Origin of the sequence: Methylorubrum populi, from assembly GCA_036946625.1 — a bacterium.
Lineage (GTDB): Bacteria > Pseudomonadota > Alphaproteobacteria > Rhizobiales > Beijerinckiaceae > Methylobacterium > Methylobacterium populi_C.
Map to the genome: position 1 here is coordinate 1,956,377 of JAQIIU010000003.1, position 20,947 is coordinate 1,977,323.

Here is a 20,947-nt window from a genome sequence, read left to right on the forward strand (position 1 = left end):
CGGCGGCGACATCCCTTGAAGACGCCGCACGCCTGAAAAGCCCGCTTTCGCCCATGATGGACAAGACCTTCGACCCCGCCGCCGTCGAGGCGCGCGTCTCCGCGGCCTGGGACGAGCGACAGGCCTTCCGCGCCGGCCGCCCCGAGCGGGCCGGTGCCGAGCCGTTCAGCATCGTGATCCCGCCGCCGAACGTGACGGGATCGCTGCATATGGGCCACGCGCTCAACAACACGATCCAGGACATCCTCGTCCGCTTCGAGCGGATGCGGGGCCGGGACGTGCTGTGGCAGCCGGGCACGGACCACGCCGGCATCGCCACTCAGATGGTGGTCGAGCGCCGGCTCGCGGAGACGGGAGCGCCGGGCCGGCGCGCCTTGGGTCGCGAAGAATTCCTGCGCCGGGTCTGGGCCTGGAAGGAGGAATCCGGCGGCACGATCATCGGCCAGCTCAAGCGGCTCGGCGCCTCCTGCGACTGGTCGCGCGCGCGCTTCACCATGGACGAGGGCCTGAGCCGCGCCGTGCTCAAGACCTTCGTCGACCTGCACGGGCAGGGGCTGATCTACCGCGACAAGCGCCTCGTGAACTGGGATCCGAAGTTCCAGACCGCGATCTCCGATCTCGAAGTGCAGCAGATCGAGGTGAAGGGCCATCTCTGGCACTTCGACTATCCCGTCGTGGACGCGAACGGCACGCCGACGGGCGCGCTCATCACGGTCGCCACGACCCGGCCCGAGACGATGCTCGGCGACACGGCGGTCGCGGTCCACCCGGACGACGAGCGCTACCGCGGCCTCGTCGGCAGCCCTGTGCGCCTGCCGCTGGTCAACCGGCTGATCCCGGTCGTCGCCGACGCGTATTCCGATCCCGAGAAGGGCACCGGCGCGGTCAAGATCACGCCGGCCCACGACTTCAACGACTTCGAGGTCGGGCGCCGCCACGGCTGCCGGCCGATCAACGTGCTCGATGCGGAGGCGCGCATCCGGATCGCCGGCAACGCCGCCTTCCTCGACGGCGCGGAGCCGGAGGCCGAGGCGCTGGCGCTCGACGGCCTCGACCGGTTCGAGGCGCGAAAGCGCGTCGTCGCCCTGATGGAGGCGCGCGGCCTGCTGCGCAGGGTCGAGCCCAACACCCACGCGGTGCCGCACGGCGACCGTTCGGGCGTTGTCATCGAGCCGTATCTGACCGACCAGTGGTACGTGAACGTCAAGCCGCTGGCCGAGCGTGCGCTCCAGGCCGTGCGCGACGGGCAGACGAAGTTCGTGCCCGAGAACTACGAAAAGACCTTCTTCCAGTGGCTGGAGAACATCGAACCGTGGTGCGTCTCGCGCCAGCTCTGGTGGGGCCACCAGATCCCGGCCTGGTACGATGCGGAGGGCGGCGTCTTCGTCGCCGAGAGCGAGGCGGAGGCGCTCGCCCAGGCCAAGGCCGAGCACGGCCGCGCGGTCGCGCTGACCCGCGACCCCGACGTCCTCGACACGTGGTTCTCCTCCGCGCTGTGGCCGTTCTCGACGCTCGGCTGGCCCGACGAGACGCCGGAGCTCGCCCGCTTCTACCCCACCAACACCCTGGTGACGGGCAAGGACATCATCTTCTTCTGGGTCGCCCGGATGATGATGATGGGCCTGCACCTCACCGACCGGGCGCCGTTCGAGACGGTCTACCTGCACACCCTCGTCCGCGACGAGAAGGGTGCGAAGATGTCGAAGTCGAAGGGCAACGTGGTCGATCCGGTCGACCTGATCGACCGCTTCGGCGCCGACGCCCTGCGCTTCACGCTGGCCGCGCTCGCCGCACCCGGCCGCGACATCAAGCTCGGCCCCCAGCGGGTCGAGGGCTACCGCAACTTCGCGACCAAGCTCTGGAACGCGGCGCGCTTCGCCGAGCTGAACGGCTGCGAACTCAGGGCCGACTTCCGGCCCGAAGCCGTGAAGGAAACGCTCAACCGGTGGGCGCTCACCGAGGCCGCGAAGGCGGTGGCCGAGGTGGCGCAGGGCATCACCGTCTACCGCTTCAACGATGCGGCGGCAGCCGCCTACCGCTTCGTCTGGAACGTTTTTTGTGATTGGTATCTGGAGTTGGCCAAGCCCGTGCTCCAGGGGGAAGGCGTCGATCCGTCCGCAAGAGCCGAAACGCAGGCCACGGTCGCCTTCCTGATCGACCAGATCGCCAAGCTGCTGCACCCGTTCATGCCCTTCCTCACGGAGGAGCTGTGGGCGATCAAGGGGCAGGCGCTGCCGACGCCCCGCGGCCTGCTCACTCTCGAATCCTGGCCCGACCTCTCGGCCTACGCGGACGCGCAGGCCGAGGCCGAGATCGGCTGGCTGGTCGATCTGATCTCCGAGGTGCGCTCGGCCCGTTCCGAGACGAACGTGCCGGCCGGGGCCCAGGTGCCGCTGGTGCTGGTCGGCGCCGACGCGACGGTGCGCGCCCGCGTCGAGCGCTGGAGCGAGACGCTGGTCCGCCTCGCCCGGCTCTCCGAGATCGGCTTCGCCGAGGCGGCTCCGAAGAACTCGGTGCAGCTTCTCGTCCGCGGCAGCGTCGCCGCGCTGCCGCTGGAGGGCATCGTCGATCTCGCCGCGGAGGTCGCCCGGCTGAAGAAGGAGGCGGGCAAGGCGCGGGCCGAGATCGGCAGGATCGCGGGCAAGCTCGGCAACGCCGACTTCCTCGCCCGCGCGCCCGAAGAGGTGGTGGACGAGCAGCGCGAGCGAAGCGACGCGGAAGCCGCGCGGCTCGCCAGGATCGAGGAAGCGCTGACCCGGCTCGGCGACGCGTGAAGCGGCTGCGGCGGCTCGCGCGGATCCTCGCCGGGCTGGCCGCCGCGCTCCTCGTTCTCACGCTCTGCACGGCACGGCCCGGCGACCCGAGTCTCTATCCGCCGTCGGACCCGGACACGGAGACCGTGTTCCTCGTCAGCCACGGCTGGCATTCCGGCCTCGTCCTGCGCCGCGAGAGCCTGACCGGGGAGGGCACGGGCGCCGCCCTGCGCAACATCGCGACGCGGTTTCGCGCCGACGATGCCCTGGAATTCGGCTGGGGCGAAGCGCGCTTCTACCGGGCGACACCGACGCTCGCCGCCTTCGACTGGCGCCTCGCCCTCTCCGCCCTGTTCACCCCCGGTGGCAGCGAGGGCGTGGTCCAGGTCGTCGGCCTCGCGCGCCCGGCCCGCGAGAGTTTTCCGCAAGCCGACATCGTTCCGGTGCCGCTCTCGCGCCAGGGTTTCGCCCGGCTGCTGGCCCGGCTCGAGGCGAGTTTCCGCCTCATGGACGGCCAGCCGGTGGATGTCGGGCCGGGGCTCTACGGGCCGAGCCTGTTCTACGAGGCGAACGGCCGCTTCTCGTACCGCAACGTCTGCAACCACTGGGCGGCCGGGCTCCTCAACGCGGCCGGCCTGCCGATCACGCCGGTACTCGACACCCACCCGCTCGGGCTTCTCATCGACCTGCGCTGGCGGGCCGGCGCGGCGGACCTGTCCAAACCGTAATCTTCGCGCCATCCGGCCGTCAGGCGGCGGCCTCTAGGACTCTCCCCACGGATCGGCGCCCCGGCCCTCGGATCTCGACGGGCAGCCGACCGAAAGATTCCTCGTCGGAGACTTCCATGACCCTGACCGTCCGCCGCGCCCTCGCCTCCGTCGCCGCGGCCGCCCTCGTCGCCGGTGGTGCGGCCGGGTTCGGCCTGACCGAACCCGGCACGCCGGCCTACGCCCAGGCCCTGCCCAAGACGCCGATCGAGGCGCCCGAGCATCCGCCGGGCTCCTTCGCCAACGTCGTCGAGAAGGTGAAGCCGGGCGTCGTCGCCGTGAAGGTGAAGCTCGACGACGGTGCCGACGATGACGACGACGCGTCCGGCGGGCCCAACATGCAGCAGGTGCCGCCGCAGTTGCGCGAGTTCTTCCGGCGCTTCGGCCAGGGCGGTCCGGGCGGGCGCGGCATGCCGCAGCAGCGCGGCGAGCGTGGCGCGGTGGGCTCCGGCTTCATCATCTCGGGCGACGGCTACGTGGTGACCAACAACCACGTCGTCGATCACGCCAAGACCGTGCAGGTCACCCTCGACGACGGCCGCACCCTCGACGCCAAGGTGATCGGCAAGGATTCCAAGACCGATATCGCGCTCCTGAAGATCAACGAGAGCGGCAGCTACCCCTACGTCCAGTTCGGCAAGGGCGCCCCACGGGTCGGCGACTGGGTGGTCGCCATCGGCAACCCGTTCGGCCTCGGCGGCACGGTGACGGCGGGCATCGTCTCGGCCCGCGGCCGCGACATCGGCGCCGGCCCCTACGACGACTTCCTGCAGATCGACGCGCCCATCAACAAGGGCAATTCCGGCGGCCCGACCTTCAACGTCAACGGCGAGGTCGTGGGCGTGAACACGGCGATCGCCTCGCCGTCCGGCGGCTCGGTCGGCCTCGCCTTCGCCATCCCGGCGGAGACGGTGCAGGCAGTGGTCGATCAGCTCCGCACCGACGGCAAGGTGGTGCGCGGCTATCTCGGCGTGCAGGTGCAGCCGGTGACCAAGGACATCGCCGAGGGCCTCGGCCTCGACAAGGCCAAGGGCGCCCTGGTCGATCACGCCGAGAACGGCACCCCCGCCGCCAAGGCCGGGCTGAAGTCGGGCGACGTGATCGAGTCGGTCAACGGCGCGCCCGTCAACGATGCCCGCGACCTGTCGCGCCGCATCGCCGGCCTCAAGCCCGGCACCGAGGTGAAGCTCGCCTACCTGCGCAACGGCAGGAACGACGTCGCCACAGTCGAGCTCGGCACGATGCCGGCCGACGCCAAGGTGGCGAGCCGCAGCGACAGCGGATCGGGCGGCCAGCCGCGCCTCGGCCTGAGCCTGGCGCCGGCGGGCGATGTCGGCCTCGGCGACGAGGGCGTGGCGGTGATGGACGTCGATCCGGACGGCCCGGCCGCCGCCAAGGGCATCGCGCAGGGCGACGTGATCCTGGATGTGGCCGGCACCGGCGTCTCGAAGCCCTCCGACGTCCAGGCGCAGATCCGCGCCGCGGAATCGAACGGCCGCAAGGCGGTGCTGATGCGGGTGAAGGGCGCCAAGGGCCAGACCCGCTTCGTCGCGGTGGCGCTCACCAAGAAGGAGGGCTGATCCCCTCCACCGATCGGGACCGGCAGCGGTCCCGATCCTCGCGGATCTTCCCGCGTCTCCTCCCGACTTCGCGCCCGCTCCCCGGAGCGGGCGTTTTTTCGTCGCGTCCACCGGGCCGTCCCGAAGGGGTGCGCCCTCTTACGCCAACGCCTTCGCCAGCGCGGAAGCCGGCCGCCATTGAGCCGCCATGAGCCACCATGAGCCGCCTCGCCGCGGGCGAGACGGATGTCGCCGTGCCGTCCCGGGATGCGACCGACGAGATGGGCCGCCCGACCCCGGCGGATTGGCGAACCGCCCGCCACCGTCTACCAACGGTTCCGTTCGAGGAACCGCCGTGGACCCAAGGGCTCGAAGATCGGCGGCGCCGTCGCTCCGCCCCCGCACCGCGCGGCCCGCCGTCGGGAGCGGCCGCGTCCTGGCGGCCCTGCTCGCCTGCGCGGCGCCCCTCGGAGCGACCGCGGGTGCCGAGCCGCTCGCCTCGGAGAGTCCGCGTATCCCGGAACCGATGGTGTTCGATCTGTTGCGGCCGCTGGGCGCGCGAGCGGGGGAGCGCGAGATCAACGTCCTGTCGGTCCGACCCTCGGGCCGGGGGCCGACGAACTGGGCGCCGGAACTCGAATACGCCTACGCCGACGGCCAGTCCTTCGAGCTCGAACTCCCGTTCGAGGACGGGCGCCTGACACAGTACAAGTTCGCGCTCCAGGGCACCTTCGGCGTCGGCGCGGAGGGCCGCTGGATCCACGGCTGGCAGTATATCGGCCAGTACGACCGCGACAGCGCGACGCTCCGCAACGCCCTCCTCTACATCTCCGGCTACCGCTTCGACGCGCGCTGGAGCCTGCTGAGCTTGGCCGGCCTGCGTCAGGTCGGCGTGCAGCGGCCGGGCACCACGTCGCTGCTTCTCAACCAATCGGTCTTCTACGACCTCGATCCGGAGACGGTGCTCGGGCTCGAAGTGAACCTGCGGCAGGACATCGCCGGGGGCGAGGCCGCCCGCACCCTGGTCATCCCCCAGGTCCATCGCCGCCTCTCGGAGCTGACGAGCGTCCAGGCGGGCCTCGGCCTAGAGTTCCGGACCGGCGACGATCCGGGACTGGTGGCGGCCCTGCGGCTGATCCGCGAGTTCTGAACCCCGCACCGTCGTCTCGACGGACCCGCGGCCCGCCCGCCGGGTTCACCCGGCAGCGGCAGCGGCCCCGAGCGGGGGAGACGCCCGAGAGCCTGTTTGACCGGCCGACGTGTCTTCGCCAAGCAACGGCAAGGCGAGAAGGCCAGGCTCCCATCCCCACCCTCATCCTGAGGTGCCGCGTGAGCGGCCTCGAAGGGTGTTCCAGATCCCGCGCGATTTCTGGAGCACCCTTCGAGGCCTCCGCTGCGCTCCGGCACCTCAGGATGAGGGGCGAGATGGGATCACCGCAGTCAAACAGGCTCTCAGTGCTGCCGCACACCTCCCGGCGAGGCGGCAAGGGAACCCGAGATGGGCTGAGCCTTTCCGTTCCCGGCGCTCGAGCGAGCCCGGAAGGGAAAAGGATCGATCGATGTCAGCCGGCCGCCTCGCTCGCTCGAGCCTGCTCGGGAGCCTCTTCCTCGCGGGCCTCGCCACGGGACCGGCCGCGGCGCAGACGCGCTGGGTCTCCGGCACCTACGTCTATGCCGATCTCTGCACGACCTCCGACGAAGGCACGCGGGCGGGGCGGCGCATCACCCTCAAGCGCTGGCCCAAGGGCGACGGCCTCGTCTACGAGGGCGCGGGCCTGGCCGCCCCGATCGAGACGGCGGTGACCGTCGACGATACGACGAAGGACGTCGCTTTCCATGTCGAGACGCCGGCCGGCCTCGTCAGCTTCCGCGGCACCGCCGGCCCGGAGGCGCTGATCGGCACCCTCGACAGCGCCGCCGGCTCGCAGGCCGTGCGGCTGAAGCGGGTGCTGCGCGCCCGGCCCCGGGAAGCCTGCCCCGGCGAGACCACCGGCTCGATCCCCTGAACTGCGCCCATCCGAGAACGCCGCCATTGACGCCGCCGCCGGGGGGCGCAAGGGGGGGCGCAAGTGATACCGTTTCCGATTGATCGCTTCGGGCTTCGCCCCCCTCCGTCCTCGCGAGCGGCCGCGAAGCGATCCAGGGCGCGCCCTTTCCGGACCGGTCGCGCCCTGGATCGCCACGGCTTCGCCTCGCGATGACGCAGGACAGGCCGAACTCATCAACCGGATGGCGTATCAGACGCCGAGGGCTTACTTGAGGGCGCACACGAGGGCGAGCGGCATGGGCCAGGCGAAGCGCAGCTACCGGATCGCGGTGATTCCCGGCGACGGGATCGGCAAGGAAGTCGTGCCGGAAGGCGTGCGGGTGCTGGAGCGGGCGATCGAGCAGGCGCTCGGATAGAGGTCGCCGCCTCATGAGACCCGTCGTCGTCACGGTGGCGATCACCGGCTCGGTCGCGCGCAAGGCCGACAACCCGACCGTGCCGATCACCCCGGCCGAGCAGATCGAATCGACCCACGCCGCCTACGAGGCGGGGGCCGCGCTCGCCCATATCCACGTCCGCGGGGACGACGAGAGCCCGTCCCTCGATCCGGAACGCTTCGGACGGGTCCAGGCCGGCATCCGCCGACACTGCCCGGGCATGATCGTCCAGTTCTCGACGAGCGGCGGCGGCAGCGATCCGGCGCCGCGCGGCGCCTGCCTGGTCCACCGCCCGGACATGGCCTCGCTGACCACCGGCTCGGTCAATTTCGGCGACGGCGTCTACGAGAACCCGGCCGCTTCGTTCACGGCACTGGCGGAGCGCATGCGCGACGCGGGGGTGCGGCCGGAGATCGAGGTGTTCGACCTCACCCACATCCACAACGCCCGCCGTCTCCTCGACACGGGCGTGATCGGCGCGAGGCCGCACGTGCAGTTCGTGATGGGCATCCGCAACGCCCTGCCGCCGGACCCGCACCTGCTCGACCTCCTGCTCGCCGAGACGCGGCGCCTGCTGCCGGACGCGACCTGGGGCGCCTTCGGCATCGGCCGCAGCCAGAGCCCGGTGATGGGCTGGGCGCTCGCGCGGGGAGCGGACGGCGTGCGCACGGGCCTGGAGGACAACGTGCGCCTGTCGAAGGAGCGGCTCGCCGACGGCAATGCCGGTCTCGTGCGGCTGGCGGCGGAGATCTGCGCCGGGCACGGCGCCCGGCCCGCAACGCCCGCCGAGGCGCGGGCGCTGCTTCACCTGTCCTGAGGCGGACGCCGGTCAGGCGATCGCCGGGCTCGTCCTGCGCCCCAGCGCCTCCTCGACGGTGCCGTCGCCGTCGAGATAGCCGTGACGCTTCGGGTTCGGCATCAGCAGCGAGGCGGCGAAGGAGATCGCGAGCATCACCGCGACGTACCAGAAGAAGGTGCTCTCCGCGCCGGCCTGCTTGAGCCAGAGCGCCACCGCTTCGGCCGTGCCGCCGAACAGCGAGTTGGCGACGGCGTAGGAGAGGCCGACGCCGAGCGCGCGCACCTGGGCCGGGAACAGCTCCGCTTTCACGATGCCGCTGATGCCGGTGTAGAAGCTGATCACGACGAGCCCGGTCATGATGAGGCCGAAGGAGAGGAGCGGGTCGGCGGCGGCGCCGATCGCCGTCATCAGCGGCACGATCATCACCGTGCCGAGCCCGCTGAACAGGAGCATGTTCGTCTTCCGGCCGATCCGGTCCGAGAGCCAGCCGAAGAAGGGCTGGATCACCATGTAGGCGAACAGCGCCACCGTGGTGACCTGCGAGGCCGTCACCTTGTTCATGTGGGCGGTGTTGAAGAGGTATTTCGGCATGTAGGTCGTCAGCGTGTAGAACGACAGCGACCCGCCGGCCGTATAGGCCAGCACGACGGCGAAGGCCCGCCAGTGCTTGAACAGCCCGGAGAGGGTTCCCGACTCCTTCGACTGCTTGTTCTCCTCGCTCATCGTCTCGGACAGCGAGCGGCGCAGGAACAGGGCGATCACCGCGGCGAGCGCGCCGATGACGAAGGGGATGCGCCAGCCCCAGGCGGTGAGTTGCTCGCCGGTGAGGAAGCCTTGCAGCGTCACCAGCACGAGCGAGGCGAGGAGCTGGCCGCCGATCAGCGTGACGTACTGGAACGAGGCGTAGAAGCCGCGCGATCCCTTGACGGCCACCTCGCTCATGTAGGTGGCGCTGGTGCCGTACTCGCCGCCGACGGAGAGACCCTGCACCATCCGCGCGAGCACGAGCAGGACCGGCGCGAGCTGTCCGACGGTGGCGTAGGTCGGCAGCACGGCGATGGCCAGCGAGCCGGCGCACATCATCAGGACCGAGATCATCAGCGAGGTCTTGCGCCCGAGCCGGTCGGCGATGCGCCCGAACAGCCAGCCGCCGACGGGGCGCATGAAGAAGCCCACCGCGAACACCGCCGCCGACTGGAGAAGCTGGCTGGTGCTGTCGCCCTGCGGGAAGAACACCGGCGCGAAGTAGAGGGCGAAGAAGGCGTAGCAGTAGAAATCGTACCACTCGACGAGATTGCCCGACGAGGAGCCGACGATCGCCATGATGCGGCGGCGGCGGTCGGCCGTGTCGTCCGACGCGGGTGCAGTGACGTCCGGCATGCGCTTCCCCCTGACCGGCCTTCGAGCGGCCGCTTACGCTTGCTGAAAGGTCTCTCCTAGGCGCCTTCGCGGCGTGCGCCGACTCGACGGAGGTCCATCGGATGACAGCCGGCGCCGAACGTTGCGGTTACGCCTCGCCGTGCAAGTCCGCCTCGTCCGGCTTGTTCCGCCCCGGATCGGCCCGTCGCACGGAGGCGGACGAAGCAGGCGCAACGGTTCCATGCGCCGAGGGCAATGCCGTCCGAAGTCGCCCCAAGCACATCGCTCCCACCCGCCTGCTCCGACGCCAGTCGATCGAACCGTTCGCAGCGTTGTGCCGAAATCGAGCTCGTTCCGGAGGCGACACGCCGTCTTCCGGGAACGGTTTTCCTGCAGCCGCCGTTGCGTGCCCGGTTTCGGCGCCGTCTCGGACGCCGGCAGAGAACAGGGACGGAGGACGATGACGAAGTTCTTTCGCAGCACCGCCACCGCGGCGATTCTCGTGCTCGGCGCCGCCACCGCCCTCGCTCAAGGGGGAGGCGCCGGCGGAACGGGCGCCGCCGGGATGGGTGCCGGCGGAGCAGGGGGCGGAGCCGGCGGCCCGGGAGGCCGTGCAGGCGGCGCGGGCGCCGCCGGGGATGGCGGTGCCCGGGGCGGCACCGGTGAGACGGGCGGCGCCGGCGGGGCGCGGGGCGGTGCGGAACCCGGCGGCGCCCGGGGCGGCGACGTGGGCGGCGGGGCCGGCGCTCCGACCCGCGCCGGAAACCAGGGCGGACGCGACGGGCAGGGCGAGCGCGGCAGGGTCGAGTCCGACAAGACTGATTCCAGCAAGACTGATTCCGGCAGGAGCGAGCGGGGTCAGGCGGGCGAGCGCGACGGCCGCGGCGGTCGGGATGCCGCCGGCGAGCGAGGCACCCGCGAGGGAGTCGGGGAGTGGGGCGGACGCGGCGAGGCGCGCGGTGCCGCCAAGAGCCTGAGCACGACCCAGCGGACCGAATTCCGCCAATCGATCACCCGCACCAATGTCCGGCCGGTGACGAACGTCAACTTCTCGGTCAATGTCGGCACGGCGATTCCGCGCTCGGTCGCGCTGCATCCGCTTCCGCCGGCCATCATCGCGCTGGTGCCCGCCTATCGCGGCCTGCAGTTCATCCTCGTCGGGGACGACATCGTGGTCATCGATCCCGACACCTACGAGATCGTCGACGTCATCCCCGCCTGATCCCGGCGCATCGACCGCAATCGAGGGCGGTGTGTGTAATCGATAATCAGCGCCGGCCTCAGAAAATTGGCGGGAATGAGCGGGTCGGTCCGGGTGGTTCCGGGTCGGATCATGGCGGATAGGGCTGGCCCGTGCGGCGAAAATCGGCTCATCTGCGGTGCCGGTTCTGCCGCCAAAACCGGTTGATCGTGGACCGGCTCGGCGAGCGTGCGACCCCAAACCGTTCTACGCATGCGGTGTGGGACTGGGATTGCCCCGGTTTGGTGGACACTGAGAGCGCTTTCGCGTGAGGTGTTTGCCCGATGCCCAAGCCCCGTCCCGCATACCCCGCCCGAGTTCCGCCGGCAGATGGTCGACCTGGTCCGCTCCGGCGGCGATCCGACCGACCTCGCTCGCGAGTTCGAACCATCGCGCCAGACCATCCAAAACTGGGTCGCGGAGGCTGACCGAGGCGAGGGCCGCCGCGAGGCCAAGCCGCCAACGGGCGATCCGCGACCGCATGCGCGACGTGGACGACTTCCGCAACGTCGGCTCCGACGGCGTGCGCTCGCTGGTGCGCGACCTCGGCGACGCCAAGAGCGGTGCGGATATCCTCGGCAACGCCCTCGAGCGGGTGAAAGCAGCGCGTGCTCGACATCGCGGCCGACAGCCTGACGGATGCGCTGTTCGGCAAGCGTGGCACCAGCGGCGGCATGCTCGCCGGCTTGCTCGGCGGCGGCACCGCGACGGCCGAGGCGGCCGGGCCGGCTACCGGCATCGCTGGCATGATGACCTCGCTGAACTCATTCCTCGGGTTCGCTGATGGCGGAATCGTCGGACTGTCCGGACCGCCCGGCGCGGTGTGCGGCACGGCGCAGGGGTGCGGGGAGTTGCCGGCATGACCGCGATCTTCATGGCCCGGATGCCGGACTGCATCATCGCCGCGTCGGACGGCGCGTTCTACGGCCAGGACGGCACCCTGACGGGCATTCACTCCAAGCTGGTGTGTGATGCCGGAGAAGGATTGCGTCGTCACGCTTCAGGGCCCCTGGTTCTACCATATCGCGCTGCGCGCCGGCCTGGGCGAGGCGACGGACTTCGATGGGGTGCTCGCCCGGATCGTGGATCTGACGGCCAACGCGTGGCTCGCCGCCGCCAACGACTACGGCTACAGCCGCGCCTTCGCCATGCTGATCGGCGGGTTCTCCGAGGCCCGGCAGCGCTGGGAAACCTACTGGCTCAACTCCGAGCCATGGGAGCCGGGCGGGATGCAGGAGCCCTACGAGGCTTGGGAACTGACACCCGCCCTCGCGACAGCCTGGACACCCGGCTACGGCCGCGAGGCTTGTGCCGCCGTCGACATGGACCCGGACCGCGCCCTGAATGATCAGGGCATCGGCTGCGCCGAGGCCGCAGTACGGATCATCTGTGCGGCTCGACAGCAGCGCATCCCGATCGGCGGCAAGGAGGCGAACGGCACCTGTCAGGTCGGCGGCTTCGTGCAGCTCGCTCAGATCAACCGCGGTACGGCCTGGACCGAGATCGCTCATCGCTGGCCCGATGCTGTCGGTGCCCGGCTTGATCCGGGAGCCGGCCGGGCCTGCCCCGCGCCGGGACATATCGCTCGGTCATAGGCCGGCCCCTTATCGTACCGTGTAGCGGATGGGTGCAGCGTCCCGCCGATAGCGGGGTCGCTCCGCGTTGCCGACTATGATGATGCTAGAGTGTGGTGAGGAATTAACTATCTGAGCCAGATGGCGATGGCGGCGAGTTTGACGAAGCCCATGAAGTTGACGAGCAGCTTGTCGTAACGGGTGGCGACGCGGCGGAACTGCTTGAGCTTGTTGAAGAAGCGCTCGATCTTGTTGCGCTCCTTGTACAGGTCGCGGTCGTAGGCGCGCGGGCTCTTGCGGTTGCGCTTGGGCGGGATGACCGCCTCGGCTCCGCTCGCCTCGATCGCCTCCGCCAGGGGATCGGCATCGTAGCCCTTGTCGCCCAGAACAGCGTCAGGTTCGAAGCCCGCGATCAGATCGTGAGCGAGCGTGATGTCGTTGCGCTGGCCCGGACTGGCAAGCAGGCGCACCGGGTTGCCCAGTGCATCGCCGGCCGCATGGATCTTGGTACTCAGCCCGCCGCGCGACCGACCCAGGCCCTGGGCATCCGGCCCCCTTTTTCCCTGCGCGCGCCAGTTCCCTGCGCGCGCCAGCCGCGTGCTGATGCGCGCGCACGATGGTCGAGTCGATCATCAGCCATTCCAGATCGGCTTCGCGCGCCAAGTCCGCCAGCATCTGATCCAGAACGCCGCGCGCGATCCAATCGTAGTAGCGCCGCTTCACCGTCGGGTAGTCGCCCAAACGCTTCGGCAAGTCCTTCCAGCGCCCGCCTGAGCGGGCCATCCACAGCAGCGCATCGAGGAACCGCCGGTTGTCCGTGCGGGGACCACGCTTCCCTTTCGTCCCGCCGGGCACGAAGCCCTTCACGCGCTCCCACTGATCGTCCCGAAGCGCGTCTACCTCAACTGACATCGCCGATCTCCTCAATCGGCCAACCCTCCCATTCCAAACTTGCCCCAGACTGACTCCCTTACATTCCTCACCGCGACCTAGCTGTTTGATCCCAGGGTTTGATGGTGCACTCTTCACGTTGGAGTGGAGGGACGCGCTATGGGCCAAGTTCTTCACGGCAGCGCCACCACGACGGAGGCAGTCCGTCGAGCGATCCAGCATAGTCAAGCGAGCCTGAGGGCGCTCTCGAAGCGCTACGGGATCAACCGGAAGACGGTCGCCAAGTGGCGGCAGCGGACCTCGGTCGCCGATCAGCGCACGGGTCCGAAGGATCCCCGCTCGACGGTGCTGTCACAGGAGGACGAGGCGGTCGTCGTCGCCTTTCGCCGCCATACGCTCCTGCCGTTGGACGACTGCCTCTACGCGCTCCAGGCGACGATCCCGCACCTGACCCGTTCGTCGCTGCATCGGTGCCTGCAGCGCCACGGCATCAGCCGACTGCCGGAGGTCGACGGTGACAAGCCCAAGCGGTCACGCTTCAAGACCTGCCCGCTCGGCTATTTCCACATCGATCTGGCCGAGGTTCACACAGCCGAAGGGCGACTCTACCTGCTCGTCGCTATCGACCGCACGACCAAGTTCGCCTTCGTTGAGCTCCACGAGAAGGCCACGCGGCGGGTCGCAGGTGACTTCCTCCGCCATCTCATCGAGGCCGTGCCTTACAAGGTGCACACGGTGCTCACCGACAACGGCACCCACTTCACCACGCCCGGCAACGTCGCCTCGGCCGCTTCCGTCATCAAGGAGGCGATTGTAGCCGGCGAGACCTTCCGAGCCCACAGCTTCGAACTTGCCTGCGCCCGCAACGATATCGACCATCGGCTGACCAAACCGCGCCACCCCTGGACGAACGGTCAGGTCGAGCGGATGAACCGCACGATCAAGGACGCGACGGTCAAGCGCTACCATTACGACAGCCACGCGCAACTCCGTGCGCACTTGGCCGACTTTGTCAGCGCCTACAACTTCGCACGCCGTTTGAAGACCCTGCGCGGCCTCACGCCCTACGAAGCCATCTGCAAGGCATGGTCCGCTGAGCCCGGCCGCTTCAGGTCAAACCCGCTCCACCAAATGCCGGGACCAAACACGAAAGACCGCCTCGCCGGCAGCCACGCCCTGACCGCCTCGACCCCGCCGCCCGATCCGATCACGGGCCGCCGCGGATCAGATCTTGCCGGGAAAGGCCCCGGGATAGGGCCGCCGGGTTAGGGTCCGTGAATGTGACGGGGGGGCCGCAGAGAGATTGCCGCCCGGCGAGCGGAGGGTCAGCGCCGGCCTTCGATCTCCGGGCCAAGATGAGCCATGAGCAGGCGATCGACCAGATTGGCGAGCGCCCCGTGCTGCGGGCTGCCCGCATCCCGCGCGAGGAAGGCCGGCACGCTCTCATCCGTCACGAAGCTGTCCGCGCCTCTGCCGCCGATGCACCGGACGACGGGGCTGTCCCCCTGATCGCAGAGCAGTGTCGCCCGCCGGGCCGGTCTCCACGTCAGTCAGCTGTTCCGCTGGCGCAAGTTGCTGTGCGAGCGTGTCGGTGCTCCCACGCCAGCGCTAGTCCCCGTCGTGATCGCTCCCACGCCCGCCGCGATGACGGTCGAGCCTGGTCGAGAGCCCAACCGCGGCCGTCGCTCCGGCGGGGTGATCGAGATCGATCTCGGCAGAGGCCGGCGCGTTCGGGTCGGCTCCGACGTCGATGCCGCGGCGCTTCGGCGGGTGCTCGACGCCCTGGAGGGCCGATGATCCCGCTGCCGGCCAACGTGCGGGTTTGGCTGGCCACTGGCCACACCGACATGCGCAAAGGCTTTTCCAGTTTGGGCCTGATCGTCCAGGAGACGCTCAAGCGCGATCCCCATGGCGGGCATCTGTTCGTGTTCCGCGGACGGCGCGGCGACCTGATCAAGGTGATCTGGCACGATGGCCAGGGCGCGTGTCTCTACACAAAGCGGCTCGACCGCGGCCGTTTCCTGTGGCCCTCGGTGGCGGATGGAGCCGTGACGATCTCGACGGCGCAACTCGGCTACCTGCTCTCGGGTATCGACTGGCGGATGCCGCAGGAGAGCTGGCGTCCGAGCGCTCTCGGCTGAGGATAACGCGTTACAGCGCTTGAAGAATATGCTCTTCTCTCAAGCGTGCCGAACGCGCCCGAGCCCCCGCCGCTTCCCACGGATCTTGCCGCCGCCCACGCCATGATCCTGGCCGAGCGGGCGGCCCGGCTTGCCTCGGAGATCGCGGTCGAACGGCTGAAGCTGGAGGTCGCCCGGCTGCGGCGAGAACGGTTCGGGACCTCCTCGGAGCGCAGCGCCCGGATCGACCAGCTCGAACTCGTCCTGGAGGATCTGGAGGAGACGCTGGCCGAGACCCAAGCGCAGGCGGCCGCCGAGCCCGAAGCACTCTCCGGTGCGGCTTCCTCGCGGCGCAAGCCCGCCCGCCGGCCTCTGCCCGAGCACCTGCCGCGCGAGCGCGTCGTCCATCCCGGCCCGACGACCTGCGCGTGTTGCGGCGGAACGCGCCTTCGTCACCTCGGCGAGGACGTCACCGAGACCCTGGAGCGGATCCCGGCGCGCTGGGTCGTGATCCAGCACGTACGCGAGCGCTTCTCGTGCAGCGACTGCGAGACGATCGCGCAGGCTCCGGCCCCGTTCCATCCGATCCCGCGCGGACGAGCGGGCCCGAACCTCCTCGCCGAGGTGATGATGGCCAAGTTCGGCCTGCACCTGCCGCTGCATCGCCAGAGCCAGCGCTTCGCCCACGAGGGCGTACCGATCGACGTCTCGACGCTGGCCGGCTGGGTCGGAGCGGTGACGACCGCCCTGTCGCCCCTGGTCACCCGGATCGAGGCCCATGTTCGAGGGGCTGAGCGCCTGCATCTCGACGACACGCCCGTACCGGTCCTGGCCAAGGGCAAGACCCGCACGGGGCGGCTCTGGACGGTGGTGCGTGACGACCGACCCTTCGGCGGTCCCGAGCCGCCGGCTGTGGCCTACTTCTACTCCCCCGACCGCTCTGGCGCGCATGCCGAGACCTGGCTGGGCGATTTCCACGGCATCGTGCAGGCGGATGCCTTCTCCGGGTTCGGTCGGCTGTACGAGCCCGGTCGCAAACCAGGCCCGCTCCGCGAGGCGGCTTGCTGGGCGCATGCCCGGCGCAAGTTCTTCGAGCTGGCTGACCTGAGGAAGGCTCCGATCGCCATCGAAGCGGTGGCGCGGATCGACGCGATCTTCGCGCTCGAGCGCACCATCATTGGCCTCGGACCGGACGACCGCCGTGCGCATCGAAGCGCCCGCTCGGCCGCCCTCGTCGCCGAGTTGAAGGCGTGGCTGCTGGCCAACCGTGCCAAGCTCTCGGCCAAGGCTCCGGTGGCGCAAGCGATCGACTACATGCTCAAGCGCTGGAGCGCCTTCATCCTCTTCCTCGACGACGGGCGCGCCTGCCTCTCAAACAACGCCGCCGAACGGGCGATCCGGCCGATCGCGGTAGGCCGCCGCAACTGGACCTTCGCCGGCTCAGACGCGGGCGGCCATCGCGCTGCGGCACTCTACACGCTGATCGAGACCGCCAAGCTCAATGGTGCCGACCCACAAGCCTGGCTTGCCGACATCCTCAGCCGTCTGCCCGGCCATCCGACCCGGCACATCGACGATCTGCTGCCCTGGAACTGGACCCCGCCTCAACCCAAGCAGGTCGCCGCCTGACACACCACCTCAGAGGACAACGCGGCCTTCACCGGAAGCGTACGCTACAGCAGGCAGGGGTGATGTCTCAGTTTGGAAGTGGCCCGGGCCGGACGATCGGGTATGGTCGCGCTTGAGCGTCTTCACGAACGCCTCGCTGACCCCGCTGCTCTCGGGCGAGCGCACCGGCGCGAGGTAGAGCATGAGACCCAGGGCCGCCGCGAAGGACAGCGTGTCGGCGGCTTTGTAGGCGGAGCCGTTGTCGGCCTGCCACTGTAGCTCGGATGCGCACAGACCGCAGAAGCGAGCTTCCAGGCTGCCGAAGCGCGCCTCGAAGCAGGCGAGCATCAGATCGCGCATCATCTGGCCGGTGACCCCGCCCGGTAGCAGCCTACTTGCTATTGATGATAGAAATCAATGCGCTCATCAAATGATCGACGTGTTCCACGCTTAGGCAGAGAGGAGGCCGAATTTTTAGCGTGTTACCGTGCAGACCAGCGATCCCCATGAGTATACCGTGAGACCGTAAATTATTGATCACAAGGCTTGCCATCCGAGCGTCTGGCGCGCCGTCTTCCGGATCTACGAGGTCGAGTCCGAGGAACAGACCCGCGCCGCGAACCGCGCCGACCCTATCCGACATATGAACGAGAGATGACAAGCGTTCTTTTAAGAGCGCTCCGACCGTCGCCGCGTTGGCGATGAGCCTTTCTTCCTCGATGACGTCGAGCACGGCGAGGCCGGCGGCGGCGGCGACCGGGTTGCCGCCGAAGGTGTTGAAGTATCCGGTCTCATCACAGAACGCCGCCAGGAGTTCGGGGCGCGTCACCATGCCCGCCATGGGAAAGCCGTTGCCCATCGGCTTCCCCAAGGTGACAATGTCCGGGACGATCCCGTGTCGGGCAAAGCCCCAGAGGCCCGCACCCGTCCGGCCGAAGCCGGGCTGCACCTCGTCCGCGATGAAGAGACCACCGGCTTGCCGCGTCACGTCCGCGGCCTGGCCAAGGAAGCCGGGCGGATCGGCGTGGACGCCATCCGAGGAGAAGATCGTGTCGACGATCAGGCCCGCGAAGCCGTAGCCGCTCGCCTTCAGCGACGCGATCGCCGTCATCAGCGCGCCGCTGAAGGCAGCGGCGACGTCGTTCCCGCCCGCCGTCGCCGCAGGCGCCGGGATCGTCCGCACATGGGCGTGGGGCGCACGCGTACGCAGGAGCGACGGGGAGATCTCGGTCACAGCCGACGTGTTGCCGTGATAAGCGGCCTGGGTGACGATGAAGCCCTTCGCTCCTGTCGCGGTCTCGGCAATCCTCAACGCGAGATCGTTGCTCTCGCTGCCCGTGCAGGTCATCACGAGATTGGTCAAAGGCGCCGGGAACGTCGCGAGCAGGCGCTCGGCATAGTCCGCGACCGGACGGACGAGGTAGCGTGTATGGATGTTGAGCTTGGCGACCTGACGGCTGATGGCCTCGACCACCTTTGGATGACAGTGTCCGACGGAAGGAACGTTGTTGTAGACATCGAGATATCGTCGCCCGTCGACATCGAACAGATACACGCCTTCGGCGCGCACCACCTCGAGCGGCTGCTCGTAGAAGAGCACCGAGGAGGCCCCGAAGGTGGCCTCGCGCTGCCTCAGGCGTTCGGCCAGGGCGCGATCCTGGCCATCGACCGTGACGCCGGCGAACCGGTTCATAGACAGGATCGAACGCGCGCTGCTCATGCTGCCACCCCTGCCGACGCGCCGAGGTAAGCCGTGGCGAGATCCACCGTGCCGCGCGTGAAGGTCGGGCCCATCGCCCGAGCGGTCGGCGTCTCGGCATGGGATGCGATCCAGGCGAGGAGTTGCATCCGCCGCAGCATCACGAACATGGGCAGGGCGCGGGCCTGCTCCTCGGGGAAGGGGGCGACGCTCCGGTAGCCCTCGCACCACGCTGCCATCAGGCGCGGCACGATCGGCTCGTGCTCCATGAAGCTGATGGAAGCGGCGAAATCGTAGGCGAACCAGGACAGGCCGCAATCATCGAAGTCGATCACCGCCATCCGGTCGCCTTCAACGAGAAGGTTGGCCGTCCGCATGTCACAATGGACGAGGCCGAAGCGATCCGGGTGTTGACCGTACGCCGCGGTCTCCGCCTTCAGACGCCCGTGCGCGGCCTCGAGGACGGCGCGCCCGGCGACATCCAGGCCGTCGGCCTGCCGCCAGTCCCCCCAATAGGCTGCGGGCCCCAGGATCGTGTCGAAGACCCAAGTCTTGCGCTGAAATCCCGGGGGGCGCGTCCAGGCGCGGGCGTGCGCGTGAAGGCGCCCCGTGATCGAGCCGAGATGTTTGTACCAACGAGGCAGATCGCTCTCAGCATCCGGCTCGCGTCCCGCCACGTGCTCGAAGGCGACCACGTGGCGGCGCTCGGCGCCGTCATCGAAGGTGACGATGCGCCCGCCCTCGACCGTCGGCACCGCCCCGGGCGTTGCGACCGTCCCCGCCTCGCGCAGCGCCTCGATCCAGGCGAGCTCCGAGGCGATCTCGACCTCCGTATGGTAGTTCGGCCGATGGACCCGCACGATGAGACGTCGCCCCCGGTCGCGCACGAGGTATGTTGCGTTCTCCGAGATCGTGAGCAGCGTCAGGTCGGCGGCGCCGTCGACGCCCCAGCGCGGCAACGCGGCGCGCACGCCCGCCGTCAGCCGGGTGAGGAGGGCATCGTCGTACGTCATGGAAGCGAATCTCCGTATGGCCTCTCCCGGCAATACATGAAAATGTTGGAACTGCAACATTTACTGTGGCCGGACGGGTTGCCTCGCGCTGCCTGCCGCGGGACCAGAGGGTGCGCGACATGAGTTCGTCGAAGTCGCGTCGCCACGCGCGGATTCTGGCCGAGCTCGTCGGCCAGCCGAGCCTGCGCGTCTCGGAACTCGCCCGCATCCTCTCCGTCTCCACCGAGACAATCCGGCGGGATCTGGACGAGCTGACCCAGAGGGGCGTCCTCAACCGGACGTACGGCGGCGCGACCCGCCCCCTCGACTCGGAGCCCTCGGTCACCGAGCGGCATCTCCTGTTCCAGGAGGAGCGCCAGCGGATCGCCAGGACCGCGGTCGACCTCGTGCGGGACGCCCGCACCCTGATGATCGGCTCCGGATCGACCACCGTCCACGTCGCCCGACGGATCGCCGCGGAACTCAAGAACGTCACGGTGATCACGCACGCGTTCGGCGTGGCCACCGCGCTCGCGATCAACCCGACCATCCGGGTCCTTTTCCTACCCGGCGACTATCACGCCAAGGAGGGCGTGACGGTCGGTTCTCACGCTGTCGCCTTCCTGCACGGCTTCAGCGCGGACGCGGCGATCCTGGGAGCGAGCGGCCTCAACGAGGAGGGCGCCAACGAGGCGCTGATCGACTGCGGCGCGATCTACTCGGCGATGGTTGCGCGGGCCGGCCGGTCGCTGGTCGTCGCCGACCATTCCAAGTTCGGCCGCGTCTTCCCCAGTCGCTACGCGTCCTGGGGTCGGATCAGCCACCTCGTCTCGGACATCGAGCCGACCGGCTCGCTGCGACAGGCGCTCAGCCACACCCGCGTTCACGTCGCCGCCCGCTGAGGCGCGGCGCGCCCGGGGGCCGCTCGGCACCGCTTCACGGCGGCGTATGGTGCGCGGGCGGGCGCCCACCCCCCAACTAATCGGCTATATATTGGGCCGTGTGATCATATTCGCGCCAGCTGCGCCAATCTTTCAGTCTTGTGCGCCCGGAATGCAATCGAGGCGCCGTCGGCGACTCTGAAGTGTTGCAAGTGCCAATTTTTTATGACAGAGACACCAACACGCCCGGACGTCGCCGCGACCGGCCGTCGGCGCTAAGC

The 20,947-nt window shown here is 69.4% G+C and carries 20 protein-coding genes and 1 pseudogene; 15 read left to right on the top strand and 6 right to left on the bottom strand.

The genetic code is table 11. The features are described 5' to 3' along the window. The first annotated feature begins 53 nt into the window (after window positions 1-53). The 7 genes from PGN25_20600 (at window position 54) to PGN25_20630 (ending at window position 8,320) form a co-directional block, all read left to right on the top strand. Entirely contained in the window at window positions 54-2,774 is a 2,721-nt protein-coding gene (locus PGN25_20600) for a valine--tRNA ligase (protein ID MEH3119912.1), read from the top strand. After that, entirely contained in the window at window positions 2,771-3,481 is a 711-nt protein-coding gene (locus tag PGN25_20605) for a DUF2459 domain-containing protein (GenBank protein ID MEH3119913.1), read from the top strand. Before PGN25_20600 ends, PGN25_20605 begins: the two co-directional genes overlap by 4 nt. Window positions 3,482-3,597: 116 nt before the next feature. Beyond that, window positions 3,598-5,100 (top strand): Do family serine endopeptidase, encoded by a 1,503-nt coding sequence (locus tag PGN25_20610; protein MEH3119914.1) that lies wholly within the window; start codon window positions 3,598-3,600, stop codon window positions 5,098-5,100. 505 nt (window positions 5,101-5,605) lie between these two features. Further along, entirely contained in the window at window positions 5,606-6,229 is a 624-nt protein-coding gene (locus PGN25_20615) for a hypothetical protein (protein MEH3119915.1), read from the top strand. A gap of 409 nt (window positions 6,230-6,638) precedes the next feature. Beyond that, window positions 6,639-7,085 (top strand): hypothetical protein, encoded by a 447-nt coding sequence (locus PGN25_20620; GenBank protein MEH3119916.1) that lies wholly within the window; start codon window positions 6,639-6,641, stop codon window positions 7,083-7,085. A gap of 277 nt (window positions 7,086-7,362) precedes the next feature. Then, complete coding sequence (locus PGN25_20625; GenBank protein ID MEH3119917.1) at window positions 7,363-7,482, top strand: isocitrate/isopropylmalate family dehydrogenase; 120 nt, start codon at window positions 7,363-7,365, stop codon at window positions 7,480-7,482. A 13-nt stretch (window positions 7,483-7,495) separates the two neighbouring features. Further along, a complete protein-coding gene (locus PGN25_20630; GenBank protein MEH3119918.1) occupies window positions 7,496-8,320 on the top strand; it encodes a 3-keto-5-aminohexanoate cleavage protein in 825 nt (274 codons plus the stop codon). A 12-nt stretch (window positions 8,321-8,332) separates the two neighbouring features. Here PGN25_20630 and PGN25_20635 read toward each other — a convergent pair whose 3' ends face one another. Beyond that, window positions 8,333-9,682 (bottom strand): MFS family transporter, encoded by a 1,350-nt coding sequence (locus tag PGN25_20635; protein ID MEH3119919.1) that lies wholly within the window; start codon window positions 9,680-9,682, stop codon window positions 8,333-8,335. Between the two features lie 439 nt (window positions 9,683-10,121). Between PGN25_20635 and PGN25_20640 the strand changes: the two genes are divergently transcribed. The 3 genes from PGN25_20640 (at window position 10,122) to PGN25_20650 (ending at window position 12,496) form a co-directional block, all read left to right on the top strand. After that, a complete protein-coding gene (locus PGN25_20640; GenBank protein MEH3119920.1) occupies window positions 10,122-10,883 on the top strand; it encodes a DUF1236 domain-containing protein in 762 nt (253 codons plus the stop codon). Window positions 10,884-11,509: 626 nt separating this feature from the next. Then, window positions 11,510-11,764, top strand: coding sequence for a hypothetical protein (locus tag PGN25_20645; GenBank protein MEH3119921.1), 255 nt, complete (start codon window positions 11,510-11,512; stop codon window positions 11,762-11,764). A 108-nt stretch (window positions 11,765-11,872) separates the two neighbouring features. Then, entirely contained in the window at window positions 11,873-12,496 is a 624-nt protein-coding gene (locus PGN25_20650; protein ID MEH3119922.1) for a hypothetical protein, read from the top strand. Between the two features lie 107 nt (window positions 12,497-12,603). Here the strand turns inward: PGN25_20650 and PGN25_20655 are convergent. Next, window positions 12,604-13,387 (bottom strand): annotated as a pseudogene (locus PGN25_20655) (IS5 family transposase). A gap of 138 nt (window positions 13,388-13,525) precedes the next feature. Here PGN25_20655 and PGN25_20660 point away from each other — a divergent pair. Then, window positions 13,526-14,635, top strand: a complete 1,110-nt coding sequence (locus PGN25_20660; protein MEH3119923.1) for an IS481 family transposase — start codon at window positions 13,526-13,528, stop codon at window positions 14,633-14,635. 56 nt (window positions 14,636-14,691) lie between these two features. On the opposite strand, the gene PGN25_20665 is transcribed toward PGN25_20660, so the two are convergent. Next, entirely contained in the window at window positions 14,692-14,820 is a 129-nt protein-coding gene (locus PGN25_20665) for a hypothetical protein (GenBank protein ID MEH3119924.1), read from the bottom strand. Between the two features lie 166 nt (window positions 14,821-14,986). On the opposite strand from PGN25_20665, the gene PGN25_20670 reads away from it, so the two are divergent. The 3 genes from PGN25_20670 to PGN25_20680 all read left to right on the top strand — a co-directional run bounded on the left by PGN25_20670 (window position 14,987) and on the right by PGN25_20680 (window position 17,115). Continuing rightward, window positions 14,987-15,163, top strand: a complete 177-nt coding sequence (locus PGN25_20670) for a hypothetical protein (protein ID MEH3119925.1) — start codon at window positions 14,987-14,989, stop codon at window positions 15,161-15,163. Next, window positions 15,160-15,507, top strand: coding sequence for an IS66 family insertion sequence element accessory protein TnpB (gene tnpB, locus PGN25_20675; protein ID MEH3119926.1), 348 nt, complete (start codon window positions 15,160-15,162; stop codon window positions 15,505-15,507). Before PGN25_20670 ends, tnpB begins: the two co-directional genes overlap by 4 nt. Window positions 15,508-15,609: 102 nt before the next feature. Next, on the top strand, window positions 15,610-17,115 hold the full coding sequence (locus tag PGN25_20680; protein MEH3119927.1) for an IS66 family transposase: 1,506 nt from the start codon (window positions 15,610-15,612) through the stop codon (window positions 17,113-17,115). Window positions 17,116-17,124: 9 nt separating this feature from the next. Here PGN25_20680 and PGN25_20685 read toward each other — a convergent pair whose 3' ends face one another. The 3 genes from PGN25_20685 to PGN25_20695 are packed head-to-tail and all read right to left on the bottom strand — an operon-like array spanning window position 17,125 to window position 19,806. After that, window positions 17,125-17,457, bottom strand: a complete 333-nt coding sequence (locus PGN25_20685; GenBank protein MEH3119928.1) for a hypothetical protein — start codon at window positions 17,455-17,457, stop codon at window positions 17,125-17,127. Window positions 17,458-17,485: 28 nt separating this feature from the next. Then, window positions 17,486-18,814: an aspartate aminotransferase family protein gene (locus PGN25_20690; GenBank protein ID MEH3119929.1), complete on the bottom strand. Its 1,329-nt coding sequence runs from the start codon at window positions 18,812-18,814 to the stop codon at window positions 17,486-17,488. After that, complete coding sequence (locus PGN25_20695; protein MEH3119930.1) at window positions 18,811-19,806, bottom strand: phosphotransferase; 996 nt, start codon at window positions 19,804-19,806, stop codon at window positions 18,811-18,813. Before PGN25_20695 ends, PGN25_20690 begins: the two co-directional genes overlap by 4 nt. A 119-nt stretch (window positions 19,807-19,925) precedes the next feature. Here PGN25_20695 and PGN25_20700 point away from each other — a divergent pair, with 119 nt between their 5' ends. Beyond that, a complete protein-coding gene (locus PGN25_20700; protein MEH3119931.1) occupies window positions 19,926-20,687 on the top strand; it encodes a DeoR/GlpR family DNA-binding transcription regulator in 762 nt (253 codons plus the stop codon). Window positions 20,688-20,947 lie beyond the last annotated feature (260 nt).